The 25,089-nt window shown below is 61.3% G+C and carries 26 protein-coding genes and 1 pseudogene; 16 read left to right on the forward strand and 11 right to left on the reverse strand.

The features are described from left to right. Positions 1 to 9: 9 nt before the first annotated feature. Complete coding sequence (locus FQ320_RS16665) at positions 10 to 2,052, reverse strand: extracellular solute-binding protein (protein WP_148474244.1); 2,043 nt, start codon at positions 2,050 to 2,052, stop codon at positions 10 to 12. Positions 2,053 to 2,254: 202 nt separating this feature from the next. Continuing rightward, positions 2,255 to 2,767 carry a cytochrome c family protein gene (locus tag FQ320_RS16670; protein ID WP_148474246.1) on the reverse strand — a complete coding sequence of 171 codons (513 nt, stop codon included), beginning with the start codon at positions 2,765 to 2,767 and terminating at the stop codon, positions 2,255 to 2,257. Between the two features lie 131 nt (positions 2,768 to 2,898). On the opposite strand from FQ320_RS16670, the gene FQ320_RS16675 reads away from it, so the two are divergent. The 3 genes from FQ320_RS16675 to FQ320_RS16685 are packed head-to-tail and all read left to right on the forward strand — an operon-like array spanning position 2,899 to position 4,463. Next, positions 2,899 to 3,738, forward strand: coding sequence for a prephenate dehydratase (locus tag FQ320_RS16675; protein ID WP_148474248.1), 840 nt, complete (start codon positions 2,899 to 2,901; stop codon positions 3,736 to 3,738). A 3-nt stretch (positions 3,739 to 3,741) separates the two neighbouring features. Next, complete coding sequence (locus FQ320_RS16680; RefSeq protein ID WP_148474250.1) at positions 3,742 to 4,104, forward strand: Lin0512 family protein; 363 nt, start codon at positions 3,742 to 3,744, stop codon at positions 4,102 to 4,104. Next, complete coding sequence (locus FQ320_RS16685) at positions 4,101 to 4,463, forward strand: Lin0512 family protein (RefSeq protein ID WP_148474252.1); 363 nt, start codon at positions 4,101 to 4,103, stop codon at positions 4,461 to 4,463. Before FQ320_RS16680 ends, FQ320_RS16685 begins: the two co-directional genes overlap by 4 nt. A 12-nt stretch (positions 4,464 to 4,475) precedes the next feature. Here FQ320_RS16685 and FQ320_RS16690 read toward each other — a convergent pair whose 3' ends face one another. Continuing rightward, positions 4,476 to 6,134 carry a thiamine pyrophosphate-binding protein gene (locus FQ320_RS16690; RefSeq protein ID WP_148474254.1) on the reverse strand — a complete coding sequence of 553 codons (1,659 nt, stop codon included), beginning with the start codon at positions 6,132 to 6,134 and terminating at the stop codon, positions 4,476 to 4,478. A 119-nt stretch (positions 6,135 to 6,253) separates the two neighbouring features. Here FQ320_RS16690 and FQ320_RS26480 point away from each other — a divergent pair, with 119 nt between their 5' ends. Next, positions 6,254 to 6,454, forward strand: a complete 201-nt coding sequence (locus FQ320_RS26480) for an NAD(P)H-dependent oxidoreductase (RefSeq protein WP_255509558.1) — start codon at positions 6,254 to 6,256, stop codon at positions 6,452 to 6,454. Further along, on the forward strand, positions 6,451 to 6,528 hold the full coding sequence (locus FQ320_RS26485; RefSeq protein ID WP_255509574.1) for a hypothetical protein: 78 nt from the start codon (positions 6,451 to 6,453) through the stop codon (positions 6,526 to 6,528). Before FQ320_RS26480 ends, FQ320_RS26485 begins: the two co-directional genes overlap by 4 nt. Here the strand turns inward: FQ320_RS26485 and FQ320_RS16700 are convergent. Then, the gene (locus tag FQ320_RS16700) at positions 6,515 to 7,162 is read right to left on the reverse strand and encodes a carbonic anhydrase (RefSeq protein ID WP_148474256.1); all 648 of its coding nucleotides are present in this window, start codon (positions 7,160 to 7,162) and stop codon (positions 6,515 to 6,517) included. The genes FQ320_RS26485 and FQ320_RS16700 overlap by 14 nt on opposite strands. Before the next feature lie 137 nt (positions 7,163 to 7,299). Here FQ320_RS16700 and FQ320_RS16705 point away from each other — a divergent pair, with 137 nt between their 5' ends. From FQ320_RS16705 to FQ320_RS16715, 3 genes are all read left to right on the forward strand, one after another. Continuing rightward, positions 7,300 to 7,689: a hypothetical protein gene (locus FQ320_RS16705; protein WP_148474258.1), complete on the forward strand. Its 390-nt coding sequence runs from the start codon at positions 7,300 to 7,302 to the stop codon at positions 7,687 to 7,689. Between the two features lie 142 nt (positions 7,690 to 7,831). Further along, positions 7,832 to 9,229, forward strand: a complete 1,398-nt coding sequence (locus tag FQ320_RS16710) for a M17 family metallopeptidase (RefSeq protein WP_148474260.1) — start codon at positions 7,832 to 7,834, stop codon at positions 9,227 to 9,229. Then, positions 9,226 to 10,068 (forward strand): NlpC/P60 family protein, encoded by an 843-nt coding sequence (locus tag FQ320_RS16715; protein WP_148474262.1) that lies wholly within the window; start codon positions 9,226 to 9,228, stop codon positions 10,066 to 10,068. The genes FQ320_RS16710 and FQ320_RS16715 overlap by 4 nt, the downstream gene beginning before the upstream one ends. Positions 10,069 to 10,155: 87 nt before the next feature. Here the strand turns inward: FQ320_RS16715 and FQ320_RS16720 are convergent, their stop codons facing one another. Together FQ320_RS16720 and FQ320_RS16725 are read right to left on the reverse strand one after the other, a co-directional pair. Next, positions 10,156 to 10,503 (reverse strand): DUF2794 domain-containing protein, encoded by a 348-nt coding sequence (locus FQ320_RS16720; protein ID WP_148474264.1) that lies wholly within the window; start codon positions 10,501 to 10,503, stop codon positions 10,156 to 10,158. A 518-nt stretch (positions 10,504 to 11,021) separates the two neighbouring features. After that, positions 11,022 to 12,728, reverse strand: coding sequence for a DNA polymerase Y family protein (locus FQ320_RS16725; protein WP_148474433.1), 1,707 nt, complete (start codon positions 12,726 to 12,728; stop codon positions 11,022 to 11,024). Positions 12,729 to 12,969: 241 nt separating this feature from the next. On the opposite strand from FQ320_RS16725, the gene FQ320_RS16730 reads away from it, so the two are divergent. Then, positions 12,970 to 13,410 (forward strand): cytochrome c, encoded by a 441-nt coding sequence (locus FQ320_RS16730; protein WP_187393931.1) that lies wholly within the window; start codon positions 12,970 to 12,972, stop codon positions 13,408 to 13,410. Between the two features lie 13 nt (positions 13,411 to 13,423). Here FQ320_RS16730 and FQ320_RS16735 read toward each other — a convergent pair whose 3' ends face one another. Continuing rightward, positions 13,424 to 13,723 carry a hypothetical protein gene (locus FQ320_RS16735; RefSeq protein WP_148474268.1) on the reverse strand — a complete coding sequence of 100 codons (300 nt, stop codon included), beginning with the start codon at positions 13,721 to 13,723 and terminating at the stop codon, positions 13,424 to 13,426. A 54-nt stretch (positions 13,724 to 13,777) separates the two neighbouring features. Here FQ320_RS16735 and FQ320_RS16740 point away from each other — a divergent pair. Together FQ320_RS16740 and FQ320_RS16745 are read left to right on the forward strand one after the other, a co-directional pair. Continuing rightward, a pseudogene (locus FQ320_RS16740) lies at positions 13,778 to 13,912 on the forward strand (S-(hydroxymethyl)glutathione dehydrogenase); the annotation flags it as partial. Positions 13,913 to 13,974: 62 nt separating this feature from the next. After that, positions 13,975 to 14,730 (forward strand): NYN domain-containing protein, encoded by a 756-nt coding sequence (locus FQ320_RS16745; RefSeq protein WP_148474270.1) that lies wholly within the window; start codon positions 13,975 to 13,977, stop codon positions 14,728 to 14,730. Between the two features lie 17 nt (positions 14,731 to 14,747). Here FQ320_RS16745 and FQ320_RS16750 read toward each other — a convergent pair whose 3' ends face one another. Continuing rightward, complete coding sequence (locus tag FQ320_RS16750; RefSeq protein ID WP_148474272.1) at positions 14,748 to 15,365, reverse strand: TetR/AcrR family transcriptional regulator; 618 nt, start codon at positions 15,363 to 15,365, stop codon at positions 14,748 to 14,750. Between the two features lie 435 nt (positions 15,366 to 15,800). Between FQ320_RS16750 and radC the strand changes: the two genes are divergently transcribed. Further along, positions 15,801 to 16,559, forward strand: a complete 759-nt coding sequence (gene radC / locus FQ320_RS16755; protein ID WP_148474274.1) for a DNA repair protein RadC — start codon at positions 15,801 to 15,803, stop codon at positions 16,557 to 16,559. 40 nt (positions 16,560 to 16,599) lie between these two features. On the opposite strand, the gene FQ320_RS16760 is transcribed toward radC, so the two are convergent. From FQ320_RS16760 to secA, 3 genes are all read right to left on the reverse strand, one after another. Beyond that, complete coding sequence (locus tag FQ320_RS16760) at positions 16,600 to 18,165, reverse strand: phosphate ABC transporter substrate-binding/OmpA family protein (RefSeq protein WP_148474276.1); 1,566 nt, start codon at positions 18,163 to 18,165, stop codon at positions 16,600 to 16,602. Between the two features lie 22 nt (positions 18,166 to 18,187). Continuing rightward, positions 18,188 to 19,156 (reverse strand): hypothetical protein, encoded by a 969-nt coding sequence (locus tag FQ320_RS16765; RefSeq protein ID WP_148474278.1) that lies wholly within the window; start codon positions 19,154 to 19,156, stop codon positions 18,188 to 18,190. A gap of 101 nt (positions 19,157 to 19,257) precedes the next feature. Next, complete coding sequence (gene secA, locus FQ320_RS16770) at positions 19,258 to 21,954, reverse strand: preprotein translocase subunit SecA (protein WP_148474280.1); 2,697 nt, start codon at positions 21,952 to 21,954, stop codon at positions 19,258 to 19,260. A gap of 168 nt (positions 21,955 to 22,122) precedes the next feature. Here secA and FQ320_RS16775 point away from each other — a divergent pair, with 168 nt between their 5' ends. From FQ320_RS16775 to FQ320_RS25720, 4 genes are all read left to right on the forward strand, one after another. Beyond that, positions 22,123 to 22,962, forward strand: coding sequence for a peptidylprolyl isomerase (locus tag FQ320_RS16775; protein WP_148474282.1), 840 nt, complete (start codon positions 22,123 to 22,125; stop codon positions 22,960 to 22,962). 128 nt (positions 22,963 to 23,090) lie between these two features. Continuing rightward, positions 23,091 to 24,377 carry a bifunctional glutamate N-acetyltransferase/amino-acid acetyltransferase ArgJ gene (gene argJ / locus FQ320_RS16780; RefSeq protein ID WP_255509575.1) on the forward strand — a complete coding sequence of 429 codons (1,287 nt, stop codon included), beginning with the start codon at positions 23,091 to 23,093 and terminating at the stop codon, positions 24,375 to 24,377. Further along, positions 24,374 to 24,772: a (deoxy)nucleoside triphosphate pyrophosphohydrolase gene (locus tag FQ320_RS16785; protein WP_148474284.1), complete on the forward strand. Its 399-nt coding sequence runs from the start codon at positions 24,374 to 24,376 to the stop codon at positions 24,770 to 24,772. The genes argJ and FQ320_RS16785 overlap by 4 nt, the downstream gene beginning before the upstream one ends. A gap of 136 nt (positions 24,773 to 24,908) precedes the next feature. After that, positions 24,909 to 25,049, forward strand: coding sequence for a hypothetical protein (locus FQ320_RS25720; protein WP_187393932.1), 141 nt, complete (start codon positions 24,909 to 24,911; stop codon positions 25,047 to 25,049). The last annotated feature ends 40 nt before the right edge of the window (positions 25,050 to 25,089 follow it).

A 25,089-nucleotide genomic window follows, 5' to 3' on the forward strand; every position in this document is an offset into this window, starting at 1 on the left:
GACCGGTCTCTAACGCGACGACGCGATGGGACCGGAGTCCGCATTGGCCAGCCGTCTTTTGCGGCGAATTCTGTACCCGACGAAGCCAGCAAGTGCGAGAAAGCCAAGCACTCCGGCAATCAGCGTGGCATCCGCATCGCCGTCATCGCTGATGGTCCCGGCGATATTTTTCGCCTTCTCGGCATTGTACCACCAGAAATCCAACTGTCCCAAAGCATAGGGCGGCAGCGGCTCGGGGTGTTCGAACATATCGTAATAGGCGACCCAGAAGGTGTTGTTATACCAGACCGGCACAACGAAATACTCGGCCCGCAGGATACGGTCGATGGCGCGCACGCTGGCCTGCATATCCTCTAGGGTTTCGGACTTCACCACGTCGTCGATAAGCTGGTCAACCGCCGGACTGCAGAACCCGGCGGGGTTGAACACATCGTCGCGGTCTTCACAGCCATAGCGTTGGGAAATCCCCAGCCCTTCTTCCAGACCGTTCACATAATTGTCGAACACCATGTCGAAATCATGCTCACGGACCCGCAGGGTGTATTGCGCATCGTCGATCCGGTTATAGACCGCCTTGACCCCCAGCCGTTTCAGATTGTCGATATAGGGCAACAGAATACGGTCGAAACTGGGATTGTTCTCAACCAGTTCGACGGTCAGCGGCTGGCCGTCCTTCATCCGGATGCCTTCCGGTCCCGTCATCCATCCCGCCGCATCCAGCAGCGCCGAAGCCGCTGTCAGCGCATCGCGGTCAAGCTGCCGGTCGCTTCCGGGACTGGGCATGACGGCAGGTTCGGTCAGGATCGCCGGATCGACAAGATCGCCCAGCTTTTGCAGCAATTCCAACTCGCGCCCTTCGGGCAGGCCCGTTGCGGCAAGCGGGGTGTTTTCCCAGAACGATGTGCGGTGCGCGAACAGCCCATATTGCAGGGTGTCATTCGTCCAGGTGAAATTGAACATCGCGCCCAGCGCCTGCCTGACGCGAACATCCTGAAACTTTTCCTTGCGCAGATTGAAGACAAAACCGCTCGCCGCCGGAAGGCTGCCGTTGGGCAGTTCCTTTTTCACGATGGTGCCATCGTCAATGTTTGGAAAGTCATAGGAGGTCGCCCAGTCGATCGAGCTTGTCTCTTGCCGGAAGGTATAGACCCCCGCCTTCAGCCCTTCGATGGCGGCGGTGCTGTCGGCAAAGAACTCGACCCGCATCTTGTCGAAATTCGCGCGCCCCTGCATGATCGGCAGATCCTTGCCCCAGTAATCGGGGTTGCGGGTGGCGACGATCCTACGGTTCACCTCGACCTCGGAAATCACATAGGGGCCGGAGCCGGGCGAATTTTCCAGCCGCGATTCGTCCAGCCGGGCACCGGTGTCGTCGTACCATTTCTTCTGGAACACCACGAAATACCCGGCCTGACCAATCCGGCCCTTTTTCGGAACATCGGGATTGAAGAAAAACTTGATACGCTGTGGGCCCAAAACCTCGGCCGAGGGAATCAGGCTTTTGACCGAGGATGAAAACGACGGCAGACCCTGTTCGGTCATCAGATCATAGGTGAATTTCACATCTTCGGCAGTCAGCGGCGAGCCATCGGAAAACCGCGCCTCGGGACGCAGGTTGAAGATTACCCAATCCTGACTTTCGGGATACTCCAGCGTTTCGCACAGCATGCAATACGAGCCATAGGCATCGTCGGCGGTCGAAATCATGATCTGTTCATAGGGCAGAACAGAAAACCCATGCGCCCGCCCCTTGCGGGTATAGGGGTTCATCGAATCGAAGGTGCCCCGCGCCCATGTCGAAATCTCGCCACCCTTCGGCGCGTCCGGGTTCACGTAATTCAGATGGGTGAAATCCGCATCATAGACCAATCCGCCGAGGTCGGAAAAACCGTGGCTGACGGTGATATTCTCGTCGCTCTGCGCACGGACCATCGTCGCACCCAGCGCAATCGCGACCCCCGCCAACAATGCAGCCCCCCATCGCAGCGCACGTTCCACCGGATCGGTACGCGACAGAATACGCGACGGGATAGCGGGTTGGGGGTGGGGCATCGACGGCTCCTAAATCGGCACGGATGTGGTGCGGGCGGGCGAGATCCTGCCCGTTACAAGCGTTGTTTCACGGTAAGGTCGGGTGCGGAATGATCAAGCCGAAACTGGTGAACTTGTGGTGATCCGACCGTATGCCGCCAGCGCGATACGAAAATGCCGGCCACGGGGGCCGGCATCCGGGGCGTGCGCACGGGTGGTGCGATCAGCCTGAAAATGTCTCAAGATAAGCGATGAGGTTGGCACGGTCGGTGTCCTTGGGCAGACCGGAAAAGCTCATCTTGGTGCCCGGTGCGTATTGCTTCGGGTTGGCCAGGAAGCCGAACAGATGTTCATGATCCCAAACCTGTGCCACCTCTTCCAGCGCGCCAGAGTAGTTGAAACCGTCAACTGAATCGACCGCGCGTCCGACGACGCCGTCCAGATGCGGGCCAGTGCCGTTTGATCCGTCAAGTTTGTGACAGGCCTTGCACTTGGAGAACACCCGTTCGCCGGCAGCGGCATCGGCCGATGCCATCAATTCGGCGACATCCACTTCGGGTGCTGATTCGTCGACCTCTTCGATGCCGGTCTCGATCGCATAGGCTTGTTGGTGGTCTTCGCCGTGGTCACCGCCGGTGTGATACAGCGTTTCCGCCACCCACCCGCCAAGCAGGAATACCAGAAGCGCCCCGCAGAAGGCGCCAACGATCTTGGTCAGGGTCATTGTGTCGAACATGTCGCGATCCGTCTTGCCAGTTGGTTGACAGCTTCCTATCCCCTTACAGCACCCGCTTTCAAGCGATATGAACCGCGACCATTCGCCCTTGGCCAATTTTCCAGAGCGACGGGGCGCAGAAAAGGACAACCATGACCAGATCGATCGCATTTCAGGGCGAACTTGGCGCTTATGGTCATCAGGCCTGCGTCCAGGCGCGACCCGATTTCACTCCCCATCCCTGCACCACATTCGAAGACGCGATTTCCGCCGTGCGCAACGGCGACGCCGAGCTTGGAATGATCGCGGTCGAGAATTCGACCTATGGTCGGGTGGCCGACGTGCATTCGCTGTTGCCCGAAAGCGGGCTGAAAATTGTCGATGAAACCTTTGTACGGGTCCATATCAATCTGCTGGCCGTGCCGGGCACCCGGCTGGAGCAGGTCAAGACGGCGATGAGCCATACGGTGCTGCTGGGTCAGTGCCGCACTTTCTTGAAAGACCACGCCATCCGTCCGCTGACCGGGATCGACACTGCCGGATCTGCGGCGCTTGTGGCGCAGGCGGGCGAACCTTCGGCGGCGGCGCTGGCCAGCGAGTTGGCGGGCGAAATCTATGGGCTCGACGTGCTGGCCCGGCATATTGAAGATTTCGACAACAACACCACCCGGTTCCTTGTCATGGCCCGCGACGCGGATCTGTCGCGCCGCGGTGACGGCCCGATGATCACGTCTTTCGTGTTCCGCGTGCGCAACATCCCCGCTGCGCTGTACAAGGCGATGGGCGGTTTCGCGACCAACAGCATCAACATGACGAAGCTGGAAAGTTATATGGTCGGCGGCGATTTCACCGCGACCCAGTTCTATGCTGACGTCGAGGGCCACCCCGAAGATGCCAACATGCTCCGCGCGTTCGAAGAGCTTGAACACTTTACCGATGAGATCATCATGCTGGGCACCTATCCCGCCGATCCTCGCCGCATCGGAGCCTGAGCCATGAAGCGACGCCTTCTGACAGAATTCGGCATGGGGACATCCCTGCGCCGACAGGACTATACCGAGGCTTCGGTCAGGGCGCTGAGAGATGCGCTGTGGCACAATTCAATCAATCTTGCCGAACTGTTCGGGTTCGACAAAAATGCCATGCTGATCGACGTGGAAGTCGGCGTGCAACAGCCCGAAGCAGTCGACACCGCCGCTCTGGCCGCCGTATTCCCCTATGGGCAACCGGTGGTGCGGGTGGTCAAGGGCGGGCTGGACGTGCCCCGCGCTGATGGCGGCAAACCCACGGTGATTGCCAATGCCGCGATTTCGGTCAGTTTCGACATGAGCAGGGCCGACGAGGCCGGGGGAGAGTGACCATGCAGCGGTTCATCATCGAAATGGGCACGGGCAACGATCTGCACGGGCAGGATTACACCAAGGCTGCCCGCCGCGCGATCGAAGACGCGATTCGCCATTCCTCGATTCCGCTGTTCGGCGCGCTGGACCTGCCGCACGATACGATGGAGGTGCGGGTGACTGTCGCCGTCCAGAACCCCGATGCGGTGGATTGCGCAGCGCTGGCCACCGGCCTGCCCCGGGGCCGGGTCAGCGTCACGGCGGTGCATGGCGGGCTTGACGTGACCAACCCCGACACCGGCGAAATCACGGTGATCGCAACCGCCGCAGTCGAGGCGTTTCTGCCGCCGCAAACCGGCTGGACGTCCAACGCCTGAGGGCGCCCGGGATTACCGCCCCAGTCGCGCCAGTGCCGCCGCGCGTGTTCCGCTCAGGCTCTGGCCGGTGGACAAGGTGTCCGGGTCGACCTGCAATTCGATCACCGCCGGTTTACCGCTGTCCCGCGCCCGCGCGAATGCCACCGGAAAATCCGCTGTCGCCACAACCGTTTCGCCGTGCCCGCCATAGGCACGGGCCAGTGCGGCGAAATCCGGATTGACCAGATCGGTGCCGCTGACCCGCCCGGGATAGTGGTTTTCCTGATGCATGCGGATTGTACCGTAACGCCCGTTGTTAACCACCACCACAATAGGCGTCGCGCCATGCTGGACCGCCGTGGACATCTCATTCAGCGTCATCTGGAAACACCCGTCCCCGGCAAGGCACACCACGCATGACCCCGGACTGGCGAGCGATGCCGCGATGGCCGCCGGAAATCCATATCCCATCGACCCGCTGGTCGGAGCCAGTTGCGTGCCATAATGTTTAAACCGGAAATATCGGTGCAGGAAGGCGGCATAGTTGCCCGCGCCGTTGGTCAGCACCGCGTCATCGGGCAGGTTGGCCGACAGCCAGCCGATCACCTGTTCCAGCTTGACCGCACCCGGCGTTTCCTTGGGCTGTTGCCAAGTCTCGTATTCTGCCCGCGCTGTCGCCTGCCATTCCAAATCGCGGGGCGGAGGCGTCAGCCGGACCAGCGCCGCCAGAACATCCGCCGCACGCGCCGGAATTGCCAGATCGGTGCGGTACACCCGCCCAATCTCGTCCGGCGACGGGTGAATATGGGCAATCGCAACGCCCGGCGCGGCAGGATCAATCAGCTCGTACCCTCCCGTCGGAATATCCCCAAACCGCGTACCCAGCAGCACCAGCAGATCGGCAGATTGCAGCCGCGCGCCCAGTTGCGGGTTCATCCCCACGGCCAGATCCCCGGCATAGGCGGGCGAACGGTTGTCCATATGCCCCTGACGGCGGAAGGTCACCGCGACCGGCAACCCCCAGCTTTCGGCGAAATCCTTTAGGTCGGCTGCGGCTTGCTCTGACCAGCCCGGACCGCCAGCCACGATCAAGGGGCGTTCGGCGGCAGCGATCATTCCCGCCAAGGCCGACACCTGCGCATCGGAAACCCCAGCAATGGCAGGCGCGGTGGGGGCCAGATCGGGCGCGTCGGACAGGGCCGACAGCATGTCTTCGGGCAGAGCCAGAACCACCGGACCGGGGCGACCCGACATCGCCATATGAAACGCGCGGTTGATGTATTCCGGCAAGCGCTCGGTCTGATCGACTTCGGCCACCCATTTCACAAAGCTGCCAAAAACGCTGCGGTAATCGACCTCCTGAAAGGCCTCGCGGTCGCGGTGGCCCCGGGAGATCTGTCCGACAAAGGCGATCATCGGGGTGGAATCCTGCATCGCGACATGCAGACCGGCGCAGGCATTGCTGACCCCCGGCCCTCGGGTGACGAACAGCACGCCGGGCTGTCCGGTCAGCTTGCCCCATGCCTCGGCCATCATCGCGGCGCCGCCTTCCTGACGGCAGACGGTGTTGGGAATCCCGATCTCGTAAAGCCCGTCGAGCGCCGCCAGAAAACTCTCGCCGGGAACCGAGAACACCCGCCCGACCCCATGCGCCGCAAGAGCGTTTGCCAGAATCTCGCCACCGTGCCGCATCGCCGTTCTCCGTTTTCGTGTCACCGATCTTGTCGCCAATCGTGACGGTGTTTGTTTTGTTGTTGTGGTGCATCCGGTCCCGGTCTGCACCAACCCGATCCTGAAAGGCTGACTACATATTGCTTTGCATCTCTGGCACCCTGCATAAAGCCTCCAACAACTGCAAGATGCTGGCCGAGGCGGCGCGGCTTAACGGCAGGCCCCACGCCGATGCTGATCTGCGCTTACCGCTCTATGACGGCGATTTTGAAACTTCGGATGGCATCCCCGGTGCGGTCGAACACTGGCAGCACAAATCTCAGAGGCCGGAGCGGTCGTGATCGCGACGCCCGAGTACAATCAGCCGCTGTCGGATGTGCGGAAAAATGCGTTGGATCCGGTCAGACCGAACTGAAAGTCCCGCTGACCGGATCCAACGCGTGCAATTCACCTTCGCCGATGTCGTTCCAAAGCCCGTGCAGGCTCAGCCGTTCTTCGTTTACGGCGTCTGCGATGAACGGAAAGGTCATCAGGTTGTCCAGCGATATCCGCACCGCAACTTTTTCCAGTTCGGTGCGCCGCGCCTGTTCGTCCACGTCCGGAAGGCCATCGAATCCCGGGCGCAGAATATCCATCCAGCGACCGATAAAGCTCGACTTCTGCTCCAGATCGGGGGCTTGCCCCGAACACATGTCATAACAACCCTGCACGCCGCCGCAGTTGGAGTGACCCAGCACGATCAGATGCGCCACCTTCAGCGCACTGACGGCGTATTCTACCGCCGCCGAGGTGCCGTGATGGTCGCCATCGGGCGTGTAAGGCGGCACAAGGCTGGCAATGTTGCGATGGATAAAGAATTCGCCCTGATCCGCGCCAAAGATCGAGGTGACATGCACCCGGCTGTCACAGCACGAGATCACCATGGCGCGGGGCCGCTGGCCTTCGTCTGCAAGGCGTTTGTACCACACCCGGTTTTCAGCATAGGTCGTCGCCTTCCAGCCGTGAAAACGTTGGATCAGATAGGCGGGAAGTGGGCGGACATGGGGCATCTGTCAGACCTGAGGCTGGGATGTTCTCGGCCTGTCTAGCGGGCATTTTGCAGGAATTCGAGCTATTTCTGCCGCCCCCCGCAAGGAATTCTTGAGCAATCGATGGCACACCCATGGCGGGGCGCAAGGGGTATGGCATGAGTGAAATCATCGGGGTCACCAATCTGGTTCCGCGCGAGGGGATATCCATCGATAATGAAACCCTCGCGCATCTGCGCGGCGTCGGCAATCCGCAGGTGGTCAACCGCGCGCTGGGCGAAGCGCTTGAGGATCTGGCCCTTGCCATGTCCCGCGCGGCCATCGCCTATCGCGACGACAGGTTTGAACGTCTGGATGCCGCCAGCCGCGAGACGGCCCATGCGGCGGCTCTTCTCGGGCTTGACCGGCTGGGCCGTGTGGCCTGCACAGTGGCCGTCTTGACGCACAGCCACGATTCCGTTGCGCTGGCGGCCAATCTGTCGCGGATGATCCGGCTGGGCAACGATGCGCTGACCGCCATCTGGGATTTGCAGGACAGGATCGTCTGATCTGTCATCACCTGACACCTTGCAGGCGCGCGGCGGGCGGATAGGGTGGGCAGCAGAACGCAACGGCGCCCTGCCCCGTGATCGGACCATTTCAGCGGACCGGTGATCGGCCCTCGGCCCGCCCCCAAGGAAAGACATCGCGATGACCCAGACCTTCGCTGCGCCCGCCGACGATTCCCGCCCGATCCACCTTGTCGATACAGCCTCACTCGACACTTGGCTGACGGGGCAGGATGCGACGGTACAGGCCTGGATTGGCGCCAACGGATTCACCGCCGGCGTCGGGGCGGTGCTGGTCGTGCCCAACGGACAGGGCCTCCCGGCGTTGGCCTTGGTTGGTCTCGGTGATCCGGCCAAGGCAGGCCGCCATCGGTTCGTCCTGGGGGGTGCGCGCGAAAAACTTCCGGCCGGCACCTGGCATCTGGCCACCGACCTGCCCGAACCCATGCGTAACGAGGCCGCTCTCGGCTGGTTGCTGGCCGGATACCGGTTCGATCGCTATGCGACAATGTCCGACCCAATGAATCCCGCCCTCAAGGCACAGTTGATGGCGCCAGAGGGCTGCGACGCCCGGCGGCTTGAGATCATCGCCGCAGGCGAAGCGCTGACCCGCGATCTGATCAATACGCCCGCCAACGATATGGGCCCGGCGGCTTTGGAACGGGCAGTGCGCGATCTGGCACGAGAGTTCGGCGCCGAAGTGACCTCGGTGATCGGCGACGAGCTGACCGACGCGAATTTCCCGCTGATCCATGCCGTCGGACGCGCCGCATCGGATGCGCCCCGCCTGATCGACATGACCTGGGGCACATCGGGCCCCCGCCTGACCCTGGTCGGCAAGGGCGTCTGTTTCGACACCGGCGGGCTGAACCTGAAACCCGGAGCCTCCATGGGGCTGATGAAAAAGGATATGGGCGGGGCGGCAACCGTTCTGGGCTTGGCGCAGATGATCATGGGCCTGAACCTGCCACTGCGCCTCAGGGTGCTGATTCCGGCGGTGGAAAATGCTGTGTCCGGCAACAGTTTCCGCCCCAGCGACATCCTGAAATCACGCAAAGGGCTGACGGTTGAAATCAACAACACCGATGCCGAGGGCCGGCTGGTGCTGGCCGATGCCCTTGCCCTCGCGGCCGAGGGCGAATCCGACCTGACAATCTCCATGGCCACCCTGACTGGTGCTGCACGAGTGGCGGTCGGCCCCGATCTGGCACCCTTCTATTGTGACGATGACGCGATTGCAGCGGCCTTGGCACAGGCGGGTGCGGCGGTGCGCGACCCTCTGTGGCGCATGCCTTTCTGGGCGCCCTATGAACCGATGATCGAGCCGGGTATCGCCGACCTCGACAATGCGCCCTCGGGCGGTTTCGCAGGTTCGATCACGGCAGCGCTGTTCCTGCGCCGCTTTGCCGGGTCGGCACCCTATGTCCATTTCGATATCTATGGCTGGCAACCCAGCCCCGCCCCCGCCCGTCCAAAAGGCGGAGCGGGCCAGGGCGCCCGGGCGATCCTTCAGGCTCTGCCCGGCCTTCTGTCACTGTGAACGACCGTCGCCTCACACCCGCCAACGGCCGCGTCGCCGCCAGCCATCTGCGCGGCCAGATCCAGGCTGAATCCTTCACCGACGGCACCCCGGCCCAGGTGATCCAGTTTCAGGCTGGCCTATACGCCACGCCCGACGGCCCGCTGGACCGGCAACTGCTGTTCGGTGACGATGTAACTGTTTTCGAAACCCGCGACGGCTGGGCCTTTGTCCAGTCGGCAAAGGATGGATACTGCGGCTATGTGCCTGCCGTGTCGCTGGCTGAACCCGTTGCAGCGACCCATGCTGTCTGCCTGCGCCAGACCCATATTTACCCGCCCGCCGGCTTCAAGGCGCCACCGCTTCTGCGCCTGCCCTTCGGTGCAAGGGTCTGTGTCACAGGTCATTCCGGCAACTGGACCGAAATCGCATGGAGCGGCGGGACCGGCATCCTCCCAAAGTCCCACCTGCGCCATCTGACCGCCTATCTGCACGATCCGGCGGCTACGGCGGCACTGTTTCTTGGCACGCCCTACCTGTGGGCAGGCAATACCGGCGACGGAATCGATTGTTCCGGGTTGGTTCAGGCCGCCTGCCTTGCCGCCGGACTTCCTTGTCGGGGCGACAGCGACCAGCAGGCGCGCACGTTGGGCACTGTGATCGATGACGCTGACCCCCTGCGTCGGAACGACCTGTTGTTCTGGAACGGCCATGTCGCGCTGGTCGAAAGCCCACAAACCATGATCCACGCCACCGCCTTCGCCATGGCGGTGATCCGCGAGGATATCGCAAGCGCGATTGCCAGAATTCATGCCGCAGGCGACGGCGAAATCATCGCGCGACGTCGTCTGCTTCTCTAACCTTGGTTTCTTCTTTGCAGAAATACTCCGGGGAGCGCGAGGGGCTGGCCCCTCGCTCCTGCCCTCGCAACAGGCGCGTCGCGCAGGTCAGTCGACCGCGCGGATCAGCTTGCGCTCAAGCACCCGCAGCACCTGCCGCAGATCAGCGCCGCGCTTCAGGATCTGCCCGTCCATTCCAATCACCGCATACATTCCCTGTCGCGCCCGCAGCCGGGGGCGTTTCTCGATCCGATAAATGGGATTTTCGGCCGTGCGCCGGAACACCGAAAACACAGCCACATCGCGCAGGAACGACATGCCGTAGTCACGCCATTCACCAGCGGCGACCATCCGGCCATAGAGTGTCAGGATTGACCCCAGTTCCTGCCGGTCGAAAGCCACCCGGTCGTCCGGATCGGAGCGCGCGGGAAACGGGGTGGGGGGTTGTGGGGTCATTCCCGTAACTCTGCCGCCAGTCCGGCACAAAGGCAAGCCATCGCGGTTTCGCCGCCCGAAAACCCCGAAGAGGTCTCGTGCCCTCCCCGGAACCGCCCGCTTTGCCCGGCATAGAGGTGGCATGGTGAAAGTTCGCCACCCCCGGTGCTGTGAGTTAACGGCCCCCACCCAGTTCGCCGCACCGGGGCCAATTTTTCCGACTTTTCAATCCGACAGGTTCACGCCCAAGCGCGACAGTGTCGGGTCTCGTGCTGTGGTTTCCTTGGGCAGCCTTCTGCCCCGGAAATGCCACGACATGACCGAGAAACCGCCACTGCGGCGTCTTTGCTCTGTCGTCATTGCCCGGCATAAACGGTGTCAGAGCGAAGGATCGCTTCAACCCGGTGTCGTGTTTTCATTGCCCCCACCAGTGCGCGACACCGGGTCAATCCCCCCCTTCATCATGCCCCCTCATCATGAACGACACGGCTTTCTGTGGCCGAGCATCATGAGTATTTTTACAAAGAAGAAGCCCGGATTCAGCCGAAGCTGCCGTGGCAGAACCAGCCCGGCGACATCGTGGCACCATGGGCAAAGAACAGCCACAACCGGTCGCCCTGCACGGTTGTGACCCGCCAGTAATCGCGCACGCCCGACCGCCAGGCAGGATCGTCCAGCCACCATTCGGGCGCGATCCGTTCCGGCCCCGCCTGTGCGCAGGTGTCGAAATCGCGCCTGCGCCAGCGGAACCCGGCGGGCGGAGCGGATCTGTGCGGTGTCATGTCTGGTGCGGCCACCGGTTCGGGCGGCCAGATCATCAACGGGCGCGGCACCGCGGACGCGGACCGGGCAGCGGTGCGCCAAGCCGGGGCGGGATCGGACCAGGCGGCGGCCAAGACCAGTGTGGATTTTTCCGGCAGATGGCTGTCGGCCGGGTGACGGCGGGTGATCTGTTCCAGCCCGATTCGCGCGCCCAGCCGGCCAATCAGATCATCCATCGCCGCCCCATTCACGACGCGGGCACGAGCGCTATTGGCGGCACCGGCATGGCCGCGGTGCGCATCGGTCAGCGGTTCTGTCTGCACCGCTTCGATCCGGATCATGTCGATGCCGAATCCCGCGTCGATATCGCCGATTCGCATCGCCAGAAGCGGGCGGATCCGGTCGGGATCGTGCGACGGACGGGCCAGCCCCACCTCGACCGCCTGCATGGTGTTGTCACTGCGAAAGCATTGCATCCGCACCCGCCGCGCACCGCGTCCCTTTTTCTCCAGCCGGGTGCCCAGAGGTGGTAAAAGCCGGTCGAGCGCTGCGAGCAGGTCGGACTCCAACCCCACAGGATCAGGCAGGGTCAGCCGCACGGCGAACCGGAAAGGCGGCGGGGCGGGCGACACTGGTTCAGGCTCGACGCCCAGTGCCTGATCCAGCCGGCGCACCATCATCCGCCCAAACCGCCGCGCCAGTGGGGCGCGCGGCTGATTTGCCAGATCCTCGATCCGGCGCAGGCCCAGACGGGTCAGTTCTGCCGCCACCCCCGGCTCCAACCGGAGCGCGGCGACGGGCAGTTTCGCCAGCGCCTGCCGGGTCTGCCCGGGCAGTGCAATGTTGGGATGGACCATCTTCGGTGCGATATCATGAGGATGGATCGCTCCCGTCGTCACCATGGGCGTCGGACCGCCCCGCTCCCAATGACGGCGTTTGGCTGCGCGGGAACGGGTTGCATGGGCCTCTTGATCGATGGCATCGCCCGACCGCGTCACGGGCAGATCGGCCCCTGCATAGCGCGCCAGCGCCCAGGCTGCGCCCAGAGTATCGGCGATTCCGGCGCAGAGGGTCAGCTCCAGACCGGTGCAATCCTCGTGCAACTGATCCAGCAGCGCCGGTTCACCGCCAAACAGATGTGCACAGCCGGTCAGATCGACGATCAGCGACGCAGACCCCTGTTCGGCCACCCAGGGGGAATATTTCCCGGCCCAGCGCCGCAACGATTGCAAAAAGGCCGCTTCGGCCTGTTCATTGCGCAGCCGGGTGATCAGCGCGGGGCAGATCGCCATCGCATCGCGCAACGGCTGCCCGACCCGCAGCCCCGCCGATTCGGCAATGCCCGACAGGCTGTGGATCACTTGCATGGTGCCGCTGTCTGCAATCACGGCGAAGGGCGCGTCGATCGTGCCGCGCGCCTGTCTGAGCAGGCGTTCAGCCCCCAGCCGTGGAAACCACAGCGACAGGATCCGGCGGTGAGGCATCAGCGGAGACATCGGCGGCAACAATCATGTTCATGGTTCGTTCACGATATCAAATCACCGCCGTCAGAGTCGAGTCACTGTAGTGTTCTGATGATTTCAGACGCCGGTTGCACACGGCTTTCAATATGCCGCCCCGGCGCGAGACGCCCATACCGCCGTCAAGTCACATAAATTTTGCTGGACAGGATGCCACTGATTCCTAGAGTTGGAAGATTGAATGCACGCCAACAGAAAGCAAGCCATGAAAAAGTCAGTCTTCGCCCTCATCGCTCTCGGCATTGTCGGATCGGTTGCCGTTGCCAACGCCGACGCCCATGCGGATGCCGTCGCCATGCGTCAGGCGCTGATGAAATCCGTCGGCGGCCAGACCAAGATCCTTGGCGACATGGCCAAAGGCGTCACCCCCTTCGATGCCGTCGCCGCCACAGCCGCAGCCGAAACACTGGCCGCTGCCGCAAAAGAGATTCCAGTCAAGTTTGAAACCAAATCTCTGGAAGGCGAAACCGAGGCGCTGCCGATCATCTGGGAACAGTTTGACGACTTCACCGCCAAGGCCAGCGCTATGGGAGCCGCCGCCTCAGCCACCGCAGGCGTCGCCGATCAGGCCGCTTTGGGCGCGGCGATGGGCAATCTTGGCAAAGCCTGCGGTGCCTGTCACGAGACCTATCGCGTCAAGAAGTGACCGGCGCGGCGGATCAGCCGCAATAGACCCGTTCGATCAGATCATTGCGCCCCACCCAAACGTTCATGCGGGTGGGGACATGATCTGCGGTGACGGCCATATCGGGACTGACAAAGCGAACATTCAGCCCGCTCGGCAAACGCACTGTCCCCGGATCGCGACCGATCAGGCTCTGAAACTCGGCAGCACGGCAGGCTTGATTTTCCGTTTCCGGTATCAACACAGGACTGTCCGATGCCGGTGGTACCGGCGTACAGGCCGCAAGCAGCACAAATCCGGCAAGCCCAGCACGCATCATCCACTCAGGTTGCATTTCGATCTCCTTTCGGCCCAGAACCGCGCCAATTGTTAACCCAAGAGACACGCCATGAGAACCCGCGCCGCCGTCACACTTACCGCTGGAAAACGCCTTGAGATCATGAAGGCAAATCTGGACGGAGCGCGCTCCGGACGCGCCGGAGAGGTATTGGTCGAAATCAAGGCCACCGGCCATTGCCACACCGGGCCAATGATCCGCGGCCCAATGACGCTGGCAAAGATTGGCCAATCTGATATGGGGCTGTCATGAAACAGAAAGAACGCCCGCTGTACGCCGTCCTGATTGATGCCGATAATATTCCGGCGAAATTTGCGGCGCCCATCCTTCAGGAAATCACCAGTTTTGGTGAACCGGCGCTGCGTCGGGTCTATGGTGACTGGTCGTCAGGTCGGCTGAACAACTGGAGCCGGGTCGTGCGCGATCTGGGGCTGGTGGCGCATCAGGAAACCGCCAACACGGTGGGCAAGAATGCATCCGACATCGGACTGGTGATCGATGCCATGGATATCCTGCACACCGGACGGTTCGACGGATTCGTTCTGGTCAGTTCCGACAGCGATTTCACCGCTCTGGCCAACCGGATCCGCGAACAGGGACTGGACGTGATCGGCATCGGCGAATCGAAATCGCCGGAATCGCTCCGGAATGTGTGCAATCGCTTTGTGATGATCGAGAATATCGTCGACGAGATGCTTCCCGAACCGCGCGAAGCCCGCGACAGGACCGATGATCGCGCCGAGCCCAGTGAACCGCATCAGCATGCACCCGTCAAACAGCCGCCGATAAATGCTGTTCCGCTGATCCTGCGCGCCATGGATAAAATCGCACAAGACGACGAATGGTATGCGCTGGGGCCCTTGGGCCAGTATCTGACCGCCGAAAACCCCGATTTCGACGCCCGCACCTATGGCAAGCGCAAGCTGAGCGATCTGATTCTGGAACTGAAGCGGTTCGAGACCAAAAAGGTCGGCAGTCAGTTTCACGTCCGCCGCGTGGATTGAACCGGCTCCGGCGCCGTTCAGGTGCCGTAGCGCGCCATAAACATTTCAACCGCACCGTCAATCACCGTGGCGATCTCGGCCTTGGAAAATTGGGTCTGGACGCCAAAAACCAGCCGGGGAAACAACCGGGCCTTGCACAGTTCTGAAAACTGATGCGCGGCCAGCGATTTGTCGTCGATGGCAAGTTCGCCCCGCGCGATGGCCAGATCGAAATAACCCGACAGGGTGGTCTCAACGAGCGCCGGACCGCTGTCATAGAATTTTTGCCCGAGTTCGGGAAACCGGTCGGCTTCTGCCACGCAGATGCGAAACACCCGCAGCCCGAAATCGGACAGGAAATAATCAATCAGGTGCGCCGCAGCCTTGCGCAGCACCGCTTCCGGCTGCGCGGACATGTCGATCGAGGCAGTCGCCGCAGCAGCCTGACATTTGCACTCGTTCGCCGCGACCTCCATGAACAGCAACCGCTTGTCGGGGAAATAGCTGTACATTGTCGCCTTGGACACGCCCGCCTCACGCGCGATGATGTCGACGCTGGCACCCTCGAAACCGTCCTTCAGGAACACCGCGCGGGCGCCCTCGAGAACCTGATCGAATTTGCGGCCCCTTTTGATCTCCGACTTCAACTGGTTCATCGCGTCCCCCACCCTTGCGTCACTGTAGACCGTTTGGTTCAGTTCCGGCAAGCCGCCGGTCATGTCCGCCGGAATTCTGCGCGGCGCGCTCTCCCGGATTATCGACGGACGGGGGCGGGGGCCGGAGAGGTGGATGTAGCCGGGGCTGTTTTCGTTGAAATCGTTGCTTTGTCAGGTGGATACTGAAGGTCCGGCGGTAGGATATCGAAAGCGCTGGCCGAAAGGGCCGACAGGAAAACCGCGGCGGTGGCGGCTATGGCAAGACGGGTCATGGCGATGCTCCTTTAAGTAAACCGTATTGTTCATTTATATAAACCGTTCGGTTCATTTTGCAAGATGTATTGCCCCCTCGCCCACTGGCAGGTGCGGGAGAATACGGCGGTGCACCGCTTGCGGGTTAACCATTAGTTTACCAGAATCAGGCAACGTCAGATCATGACCCGCAACCCGAACTCCTTTAATGAAGCCCCGATGCCCTTGTTCGGCGATGCCGTACCGGTTTTGCAAACTGGCGAACGTTTGCCATCCTATATCCGCGACCACCGCAAGCGGTTGCGCGAACGGTTCATGGCAGGCGGTGCCGATGCCGTGCCGGAATATGAGCTACTGGAACTGCTGTTGTTCCGCGCCATACCCCGGCAGGATGTGAAACCGCTTGCCCGCCGCCTGATGGCCCACTTCGGGGATTTGGGCCGGATCATGGCGGCAAGCCCGACCCAATTGCTCGAAGTTGAAGGCGTCGGCGAGGCCGTGATGCAGGACCTCAAGATCATCGAGGCAACGGCCCACAGGATTGCCCGTGCCCGGGTTATGCAGCGCCACGTGATCAGCAGTTGGGACGCCGTGCTGGATTATTGCCACACCACCATGGCCCACCGAGAGACCGAACAGTTCCGCATCCTGTTTCTCGATCGCAAGAACACCATTATCGCGGACGAGGAACAGGCCAAAGGCACTGTCGATCACGTTCCGGTCTATCCGCGCGAAGTGGTGAAACGGGCGCTGGCCCTGAACGCATCAGCCTTGATCCTTGTGCACAATCACCCCTCGGGCGATCCAACGCCCAGCGACAGTGACATCGCCATGACCGGCCAGATCAATGACGCCTGCCGCACATTGGGCATCACGCTGCACGACCACCTGATCATCGGAAAATCGGCCGAACTGAGCTTTCGCAGCGCAGGTTACCTTTGACGCCCAACGGCGCCGCCCGGCACTATGGGCGGCGCGATTGCTATTTGAGCCAGACCTCGACCCGTCGGTTGACACGACGGCCCCAGGGCACCTCGTCACAGGCCATGGGCATCGCTTCGCCGAAAGCTTCGGTCCGCAGGGTCAGGCGGGTCGGATCGACGGTGCGCGCCGCTGTGCGGACCGCCTCGCGCACGGCTCGGGCACGGGTCTGCGACAGGCGGCGGTTGATTGCGCCCGGGCCATCCCCATCCGAGAACCCGACGAAGACCAGTTCATGGTCGTCGAATACCCCCCGCTCCAACGCCTCGGCCAGCAGGGCGACATTCGACCTGCTTTGCGCGTCCAGTTCGGACGAACCGCCCTCGAACCGAAAGGTCACGGTCAGGCGGCTGTGCCCGGACAGCACACGCACCATCCGCTGCAACTCGACCAGATCGGTGTCGACCCCAGCACTCTCGATTGCATTGGCAAACCGCTGGCCCTGTTCCTGAAATGGCATTGCGGCAGGAAACTGATCGACAAACCCTGCCCGACGGATCACCGGTTGCGCCGCCGGTGATGCGATATAACGCAGGAAATCCCGTGCAATCCGCGGCAGCCGGCGGTTCGGAAGATAGACGAACATCGGCGCCGTCAAAGGATAATCCTCGGATTTGATATTGGTCACTGTGGCGTCGGCTGAAAGCGAACAAGGCCCGCTTATTGTCAGTGGCACCGCATTGCCGATCTCGGAAAAGCTGCCGATACCCAGCGCAAAAGGATCAACGGCAACGGCATCAGCCAGTGCGGCGTTGCTGGCATGGCGGATGATACCGGGGGCCAGCGCGGTGATGTCATACTCCTCCATCACGCGGCGCCGGAACGCCTGTACCAATCCCGAATTGTCATCGCGCAGATGCAAGACGATGGGTTCTGCAACGCTGCCCAGCCCCTCCCACGTTGTGATGTCGCCGGCGAATACCGCCGCAAGATCGGACATGCGCAGTGTGGTGACAGAGTTCGAATCGGCAACCAGCGGAACCATCGCGTCCAACGCCACGATGCGCGACCGGCCCGGCGCCGTCAGATCACCCAGATCGCCGGTGCGTGCCAATGCCGCCTCGTCTGGGCTGACCTCGCGCAGGGACAGGGCGATGTCGGCTTCATCAGAAATCAGGTCTGCGAACCCTTCGTCGGTACTGCTGAGAAAGAATGCAAAGCGCGCCGCCGGCGCACCGCTGGCACGTTCGCTAAGTTCGTAGATAAAGCGGTCATCGGACTGAACGATCCGGCGCGCAGCAAACCCGTTGCGCGCCGCAAAGGTTTCCAGCAGTGCAGGCAACAGGATCGCACCCATCGTCGGCGCACCGGACAAGGAAAGCTCGGCAACAAATGCCGTCAGGTCCGGGCAACCCGGCCCGTCGCAGATCACGCCTGACCCGTCCAGCGTCAACACGCCATATTCAGTGTCGACGCGGTAGAATTCGCCGTCATAGCCCAAAAGATTGCCCGCCACTTTGACTGAACCGTCGCGCGAGGTCAGCGTAACGTCTTCGGCCAAAGCCGGGCTGACAAGAGCGGTCATCAGGAGGAGCACGGTACATGCCGCCGCGCGTAAGAGGAACATGGAACGCCTGTTCTTGCGAGGATCAGTTGGCAGCGACTTTCATGTCCCTGATCAGGTTTTTCAACACCAGAATGTCACCGATGGCATCGCAACCGGGCATTTCGATGGTCAGTTCGCTGATCGCAAGCGCGCCGTTGGCCCCGGATTGCAGCGCCTGCCCCGTCACCAGACGTCCACAAGACAACGCCGTAATTTCAGCCTCGACACTGATGCGAACCGCGCCCGCCCTGTGCGCCTGCCCCGCCGGATAGACATAGATTTCGGCCATCCGCCCATCGCTCAGCGTTTCAAGGCCAAGCCGGGTCAGGAAACCGCCCCGTGCATTGACCGCGCGATGCGCTGATTGCGGCTTACTGGCCCAGATATGCCCGTCACCGCCGTGGGTGGCGCCGAATTCCAGCGCATGAATGTTGAGCCCGGTTTGCCCCTGCCATTGCAGCGCGACACGGTCAAAAACCTCAAAATCCGGAATATTGACGTTTACGCGTTTGGTTTCGCCTGCAATTTCCGCATCGAACGTCGCCATCCGGTCAAGGCCGGGGACGGAGGTGTGGAACCGGCCACTGTCGTCGGTCATCGAATCGAAGACGAGATCGCCCTGCCGGATGGCGATCCGCGTGTTCGGAGCGCAGGGTGCGCGGGCGTCAAGGTCAACCATGGTGCCACTCGACAAAGTCGCAATAAAGGACAGCTCGCAATTCGCATGCGTCCGGGCAAACGTCGGGGCCGGTACCGCCCCCGCAGGCAGTTTGACCAAGGGGCTCAGCACCTCTCCCGGCGTCAGAGCCCGGGCGGGCAGTTGCGGTGCCCGGGGTCCAGCGGCTGTGGGCACACCGGGCTGCGCGCTGGCCAGTTGAACCCTGCCAAGATCTGCCACAGTCAGTGCGCCATCATTGGATTGAACCAGATGGGTCGCACCCGTCACAGTTGCAAAGCCAAAGGTCAGCACCGCCAACCCTTTCACCACAACAACCCTGAGCTTCTTAGACATCCGCATCTCTCCCGATCTCATATGATCGGAAACAAGTTGCCATCAGATTAAGCCCGGATCAGGGCATAGTCGGGACGGCAACACGGTATTGTTGCGCTTGCTCAGACTTTCACTTCACCGTGGCAATGTTTGAACTTGCGGCCTGACCCACAGGGGCAGAGGTCGTTGCGCCCGGGGTTGCCCCATGTTTGCGGATCGTCCTCGACAAAGCCAGTGGCGGGATTTTCGGCGGGCGCTTCGTGTTCAGGTTCGGCCGCCTCGGCTGTCGCTTCACGCTGGGCCGTCATTCGCGCCAGCATCGCCTGCTGTTCCTCCTGGCTGAGCGGACGGATCTGAGCCAGTTTCTGGGTCACGTCCTCGCGCAGGGAATCCAGCATGCTTTCGAACAACTGGAACCCCTCGGTCTTGTATTCGTTCAGCGGATCGCGCTGAGCATAGCCGCGGAACCCCACGACCGACCGCAGATGTTCCAGCGTCAGCAGGTGTTCGCGCCATTTAGCGTCAATCGTCTGCAACAACAGCTGTTTTTCGATCTGGCGCATGTTTTCAAGGCCGAACTGAGCCGCCTTGGCCGCCATGAATTCATCGCTGGCCTTGACCAGACGTTCGGTGATCACCTCGGCGTCCACACCGTCTTCGTCCGTCCAGGCGATGACCGGCACGTCGATACCGAGATTTTCAATGGCTGCAACATACAGCCCCTCACCGTTCCATTGATCGGCATAGGTCTTGGCCGGAATGAATTGGGCGACCAGATCATCGATCACCTGATGGCGCATGTCATCGGTGATTTCGCGCAGGTCCTTGCTTTCCATGATCTCACGGCGCTGGCCAAAGATCACCTTGCGCTGGTCGTTCATCACGTCGTCGAATTTCAAAAGCTGCTTGCGGATGTCAAAGTTGCGCCCTTCGACCTTGGCCTGCGCCTTTTCCAGCGATTTATTCACCCAAGGGTGAATGATTGCCTCGCCTTCCTTCATCCCCAGCTTCGACAGGACGCTCTCCAACCTGTCGGACCCGAAGATCCGCATCAGGTCGTCTTCCAGCGACAGATAGAACGAGGATTTGCCCGGGTCGCCCTGACGCCCCGACCGGCCGCGCAACTGATTGTCGATGCGCCGGGATTCGTGGCGTTCTGTGGCCAGAACGAACAGCCCGCCGGCATCAATCACGCGTTTCTTGTCGCCTGCAACTTCAGCCTCGGTCGCCTTGCGCAGAGCTTCGGGCTCGGCCTCGGGATCGAACTCCAAAGCCTGCATCACCTTCATGTCGACGTTACCGCCAAGCTGAATGTCGGTGCCGCGCCCGGCCATGTTGGTGGCGATGGTGACCGCACCAAACTTGCCCGCGTCGCCGACGATCTGCGCTTCTTGTTCGTGTTGTCTGGCGTTCAGGACATTATGGGCAATGTCGGCGGATTTCAACAAATCCGACAGGAACTCGGATTTCTCAATCGATGTGGTTCCGACCAGAATCGGCTGTCCGGTCGCATGTGCCACCTTGATCGTTTCGACAATCGCAGCGTATTTTTCGCGCGCCGTGCGATAGACCGCATCGTGATCGTCGACCCGGGCGATGGGCCGGTTGGTCGGCATTTCGACCACACCAAGACCATAGATTTCGGCGAACTCCTCGGCCTCGGTCGAGGCTGTGCCGGTCATCCCGGACAGTTTGTCGTAGAGGCGGAAATAATTCTGGAAGGTGACAGAGGCCAGCGTGATATTCTCGGGCTGGATGTCCGCGCCTTCCTTTGCTTCGATCGCCTGATGCAAACCGTCGGACAGCCGCCGCCCGGCCATCATCCGGCCCGTGAATTCGTCGATCAAGACGACTTCGTTGTCGCGCACGATATAATCCTTGTCCTTCGTGAACAGCTTGTGCGCGCGCAGGCCCTGATTGACGTGATGGACGATGGTGGTGGATTCCGGATCATACAACGACTGCCCCTCGGGCAGGATGCCCGCTCCGGCCAGATGGTTCTCCAGAAACTCGTTGCCTTCGTCGGTATAGGTGACGTTGCGGGTTTTCTCATCCAGCTTGAAGTGCGTCTCGTTCAACAACGGAATCACGGCGTCGATGGTGCGGTACAGATCGCTCCGATCCTGTGACGGACCGGAAATGATCAGCGGCGTGCGTGCCTCGTCGATCAGAATACTGTCGACCTCATCGACGATCGCAAAGTTGTGAACCCGCTGATAAATATCGGACAGTTCCGATTTCATATTATCGCGCAGGTAATCAAAGCCCAATTCGTTGTTCGTGGCATAAGTCACGCTCGCGGCATAGGCGGCTTTCTTCTCAATCTCGGGCTGTCCGGGATAAACAGCGCCGCAGGTCAGACCAAGCGCGTTGAACACCTTGCCCATCCAGTCGGCATCGCGGCGCACGAGGTAATCGTTGACCGTGACGATATGCACGCCCTTGCCGGTCAGCGCGTTCAGATAGGCCGGAAAAGTAGCGACGAGCGTCTTGCCCTCGCCGGTTTTCATTTCGGCGATATTGCCCTGATGCAGGAAAATCCCGCCCATCAACTGCACGTCGAACGCGCGCAGGCCAAGGGCGCGGCGCGCCGCCTCACGGCAGTTCGCAAACGCTTCGGGCAGCAGATCGTCCAGCGATTCGCCGCCGAGGGCCCGTTTGGCCAGATCTTCGGTTCGGTCCTTGATCCCCTGATCGGTCAGCTTTTCGAATTCAAGTTCATGGGCATTTATCCGTTCGATCAACGGAAGCACAGATTTGACCTTGCGGTCATTCGGCGTTCCGAAAACCTTTCGGGTTAGCGTTCCCAATCCCAGCATGTTCTCTCCTGACGGCTTCGTGTGAGAGGGATTGCTTGCCCGCGTCGGCGGAGCGCCATAGATACGGCAGCAATACAAAGCCTCTTCTGGCCCAAAGGCGATGTAAGGGGCTGTCAAACACGTGTCAACGTCGCGCCCAAAGGATGGTGTGGCAGGAAGGACGAAACTATGTCAAATTTTCGCGCTTATTCTCTTGTCGGGACTCTGCTTCTTGGGCTCGCAACGCCCGCTTCGGCACAAGACGCCGATACGGTCGTTGCCACCGTGAACGGCACCGATATTACTCTGGGTCACATGATCGTGCTGGCACAGCGTCTGCCCCAGCAATACCAGGAACTCGCTGACGACGTGCTTTTCGACGGCATTCTTGAGCAGTTGATCCAGCAGACCGCTCTGGGCGCACAGGTTGGCGAGTTGAACAAGCGGGCCGAGCTGATCCTTGAGAACGAAAAACGCGCGCTTTTGGCGGGCGAGGTGATCGACCTTGCAGCAGGCGAAGCGGTTACCGATGCGGCAGTTCAGTCCGCCTATGACCAGGCTTACGCCGGCACCGAGCCCGAGACAGAATGGCAAGCAAGCCACATTCTGGTCGAAACCGAAGATGAGGCCAAGGCATTGGTGACCGATCTGGCAGACGGTGCCGATTTCACCGAACTGGCCAAGACGAAATCGACCGGACCGTCCGGCCCCAATGGCGGCGAACTGGGTTGGTTCGGCAAAGGAATGATGGTCCCCGAATTCGAAGTTGCTGTGACCGACATGGCAGTCGGAGACGTTTCGGCACCGATCAAGACACAATTCGGCTGGCACGTGATCAAACTGCTCGACACTCGCGAGAAAGAGGCTCCGTCGCTTGATACCGTGCGCGATGAACTGGCTGATGGCATTCGTCAGGCCGCTGTCGAGGCGATGATTGCATCGGCGACCGAAGGGGCTGAAATCACCCGGGCCGACACTACCGATGTCGATCCAGCGAAGCTGCGCGACGGCAGCCTGCTTGCCAACTGATACCTGAAACCGGAGCCCGCACCATGGCCGACGACAAGAAGAAAAAGCTCAAGAAGAAGGCGAAACAAGACAAATCGTCGGCCAAGAATGCCAAAGCCATGGCGAAGGCCCTGAAGAAGGCCGAGAAAATGGCGGCGAAAGTCGGCAGAGTCTTGGTTGCGACCGTGACCAAGGCACCCAACCCGGTGTCGCCGTTGGCTCCGAAAGACGGGTTTCCCAATCTGCCCGAAATCGCGGGCGTTGAATTTTCCGCGGTGGCCGCCGGGGTCAAATATCAGGGCCGTAAAGATGTGATGCTGGCCCGTCTGGCCCCCGGTACGGCCATCGCCGGTGCCTTCACCCGGTCGGCGACCCGGTCGGCCCCCGTGCTCGATTGTCAGGCCAAGATCGGCGGCGACAGCACGGCCGGGGCGGCGATCATCGTGAACTCGGGCAACTCGAACGCCTTTACCGGTGCGGGCGGGCAAGATGCGGTCACACGAATCACCAGCGCCGTCGCGCAGGCGCTGGATATTCCCGAACTGCGGGTGTTTTCATCCTCGACCGGGGTCATCGGGCAACCGCTGCCCGATGAACGAATCACCGCAAAGATTGGCGAATTGCACGACGGCCTGTCTCCCGCGGCAATCGCCGATGCCGCCGCGGCGATCATGACCACCGACACCTTCCCCAAAGGCGCACTTGCCACGTTGGAACTTGACGGCATGCCGGTGAAAATCGCCGGAATCGCCAAAGGTTCGGGGATGATTGCCCCTGATATGGCAACCATGCTGGTCTATGTGTTCACCGATGCCGCGATCTCACAAGCAGCCCTGCAACGCATTGTCAGCCGGCAGAACGAAACATCGTTCAATGCCATCACCGTGGACAGCGACACCTCGACCTCGGACACCCTGCTGGTGGCCGCTACGGGCGCGGCAGGCAATGCCCCCATCGAGAAGACCAACTCTCGCGATGGCAAGGCATTCGAGGCCGCGTTGGGCGCCGTCATGCTGAATCTGGCTCATCAGGTGGTGCGCGACGGCGAAGGTGCGACCAAATTTGTCGAAGTGAACGTGACCGGCGCCGAAAACGACCCTGATGCGCGCAGGGTGGCAATGGCCATCGCCAATTCGCCATTGGTCAAAACCGCCATCGCGGGGGAGGATCCTAATTGGGGCCGCATCGTCATGGCCGTCGGTAAATCCGGCGCAGCGGCTGACCGTGATCGGCTGACGATCCGGTTCGGCGATATCCTCGTGGCCGAAAATGGTTGGGTTTCGCCCGAATACTCTGAGGATGCCGGGGCGGGTTATATGAAACAACAGGATCTTGCGATCAACGTCGACCTGGGGCTGGGCGGCGGGAAATCGACCGTCTGGACCTGCGATCTCACGCATCAATACATCACGATCAACGCTGACTATCGGTCGTGAAAACCCTTCTTGTCTCGGCCGTCGCACTGATCGATGTCGACGGCCGGGTTCTTCTGGCCCAACGCCCGCCGGGTAAATCCATGGCGGGCCTGTGGGAGTTTCCGGGCGGCAAAGTAGAGCCGGGCGAAACCCCCGAGGTGGCGCTGATCCGCGAATTGCAGGAAGAATTGGGCATCGACACTTGGAAAAGCTGTCTTGCTCCACTCAGCTTCGCGAGTCACACTTATGACGATTTTCACCTGCTCATGCCGCTGTTTGCCTGTCGTAAATGGGAGGGAACGCCGCACGCCCGCGAGGGTCAGGTTTTGAAATGGGTCAGACCGTTGGATATGCGCAGCTATCCCATGCCGCCCGCCGATCTGCCGCTGATTCCGGTTCTGCGTGATTGGCTTTAGCTGCGGATTTGCCGTATTTATATCACAGATTACCAAAGTTGTTCTCCAACCGGCGGCGAGGCAGAAAAATCTTAGGTTAGGGCTAGTTTGTTAAATCATTTCCCGTAACAATTTCCCTGTAGATGGGGAGAATCCAATGGTTAAGACAATCACGATAGGAAGCTGCGTTTCCGTTCAGGGCACGGTTGTGCGCTCGCTTGAATGCGGCAGGTTGGTGGTTCAGGTCGGCCCGCTTGTCTATGCGGGTCAGCCGATTCAACAGCCGCTGACCGCATAATCTCTTGGGGCGCCTGCCGTGATCCTTTGACGCCAATGGG

It is taken from the genome of Oceaniovalibus sp. ACAM 378 (assembly GCF_008085915.1).
Lineage (GTDB): Bacteria > Pseudomonadota > Alphaproteobacteria > Rhodobacterales > Rhodobacteraceae > Oceaniglobus.

Coding starts and splice junctions, on each gene's coding strand:
- FQ320_RS16680 (WP_148474250.1), top strand. CDS start 3,742: ATGAAGCGACGCCTTCTGACAGAATTCGGCATGGGGACATCCCTGCGC.
- FQ320_RS16670 (WP_148474246.1), bottom strand. CDS start 2,767: ATGTTCGACACAATGACCCTGACCAAGATCGTTGGCGCCTTCTGCGGG.
- argJ (WP_255509575.1), top strand. CDS start 23,091: ATGGCGGCGAAAGTCGGCAGAGTCTTGGTTGCGACCGTGACCAAGGCA.
- FQ320_RS16765 (WP_148474278.1), bottom strand. CDS start 19,156: ATGTCTAAGAAGCTCAGGGTTGTTGTGGTGAAAGGGTTGGCGGTGCTG.
- FQ320_RS16710 (WP_148474260.1), top strand. CDS start 7,832: ATGACCCAGACCTTCGCTGCGCCCGCCGACGATTCCCGCCCGATCCAC.
- FQ320_RS16705 (WP_148474258.1), top strand. CDS start 7,300: ATGAGTGAAATCATCGGGGTCACCAATCTGGTTCCGCGCGAGGGGATA.
- FQ320_RS16675 (WP_148474248.1), top strand. CDS start 2,899: ATGACCAGATCGATCGCATTTCAGGGCGAACTTGGCGCTTATGGTCAT.
- FQ320_RS16700 (WP_148474256.1), bottom strand. CDS start 7,162: ATGCCCCATGTCCGCCCACTTCCCGCCTATCTGATCCAACGTTTTCAC.
- radC (WP_148474274.1), top strand. CDS start 15,801: ATGACCCGCAACCCGAACTCCTTTAATGAAGCCCCGATGCCCTTGTTC.
- FQ320_RS25720 (WP_187393932.1), top strand. CDS start 24,909: ATGGTTAAGACAATCACGATAGGAAGCTGCGTTTCCGTTCAGGGCACG.
- FQ320_RS16735 (WP_148474268.1), bottom strand. CDS start 13,723: ATGCAACCTGAGTGGATGATGCGTGCTGGGCTTGCCGGATTTGTGCTG.
- secA (WP_148474280.1), bottom strand. CDS start 21,954: ATGCTGGGATTGGGAACGCTAACCCGAAAGGTTTTCGGAACGCCGAAT.
- FQ320_RS16720 (WP_148474264.1), bottom strand. CDS start 10,503: ATGACCCCACAACCCCCCACCCCGTTTCCCGCGCGCTCCGATCCGGAC.
- FQ320_RS16745 (WP_148474270.1), top strand. CDS start 13,975: ATGAAACAGAAAGAACGCCCGCTGTACGCCGTCCTGATTGATGCCGAT.
- FQ320_RS16750 (WP_148474272.1), bottom strand. CDS start 15,365: ATGAACCAGTTGAAGTCGGAGATCAAAAGGGGCCGCAAATTCGATCAG.
- FQ320_RS16760 (WP_148474276.1), bottom strand. CDS start 18,165: ATGTTCCTCTTACGCGCGGCGGCATGTACCGTGCTCCTCCTGATGACC.
- FQ320_RS16665 (WP_148474244.1), bottom strand. CDS start 2,052: ATGCCCCACCCCCAACCCGCTATCCCGTCGCGTATTCTGTCGCGTACC.
- FQ320_RS16725 (WP_148474433.1), bottom strand. CDS start 12,728: ATGCCTCACCGCCGGATCCTGTCGCTGTGGTTTCCACGGCTGGGGGCT.
- FQ320_RS16690 (WP_148474254.1), bottom strand. CDS start 6,134: ATGCGGCACGGTGGCGAGATTCTGGCAAACGCTCTTGCGGCGCATGGG.
- FQ320_RS16775 (WP_148474282.1), top strand. CDS start 22,123: ATGTCAAATTTTCGCGCTTATTCTCTTGTCGGGACTCTGCTTCTTGGG.
- FQ320_RS16730 (WP_187393931.1), top strand. CDS start 12,970: ATGAAAAAGTCAGTCTTCGCCCTCATCGCTCTCGGCATTGTCGGATCG.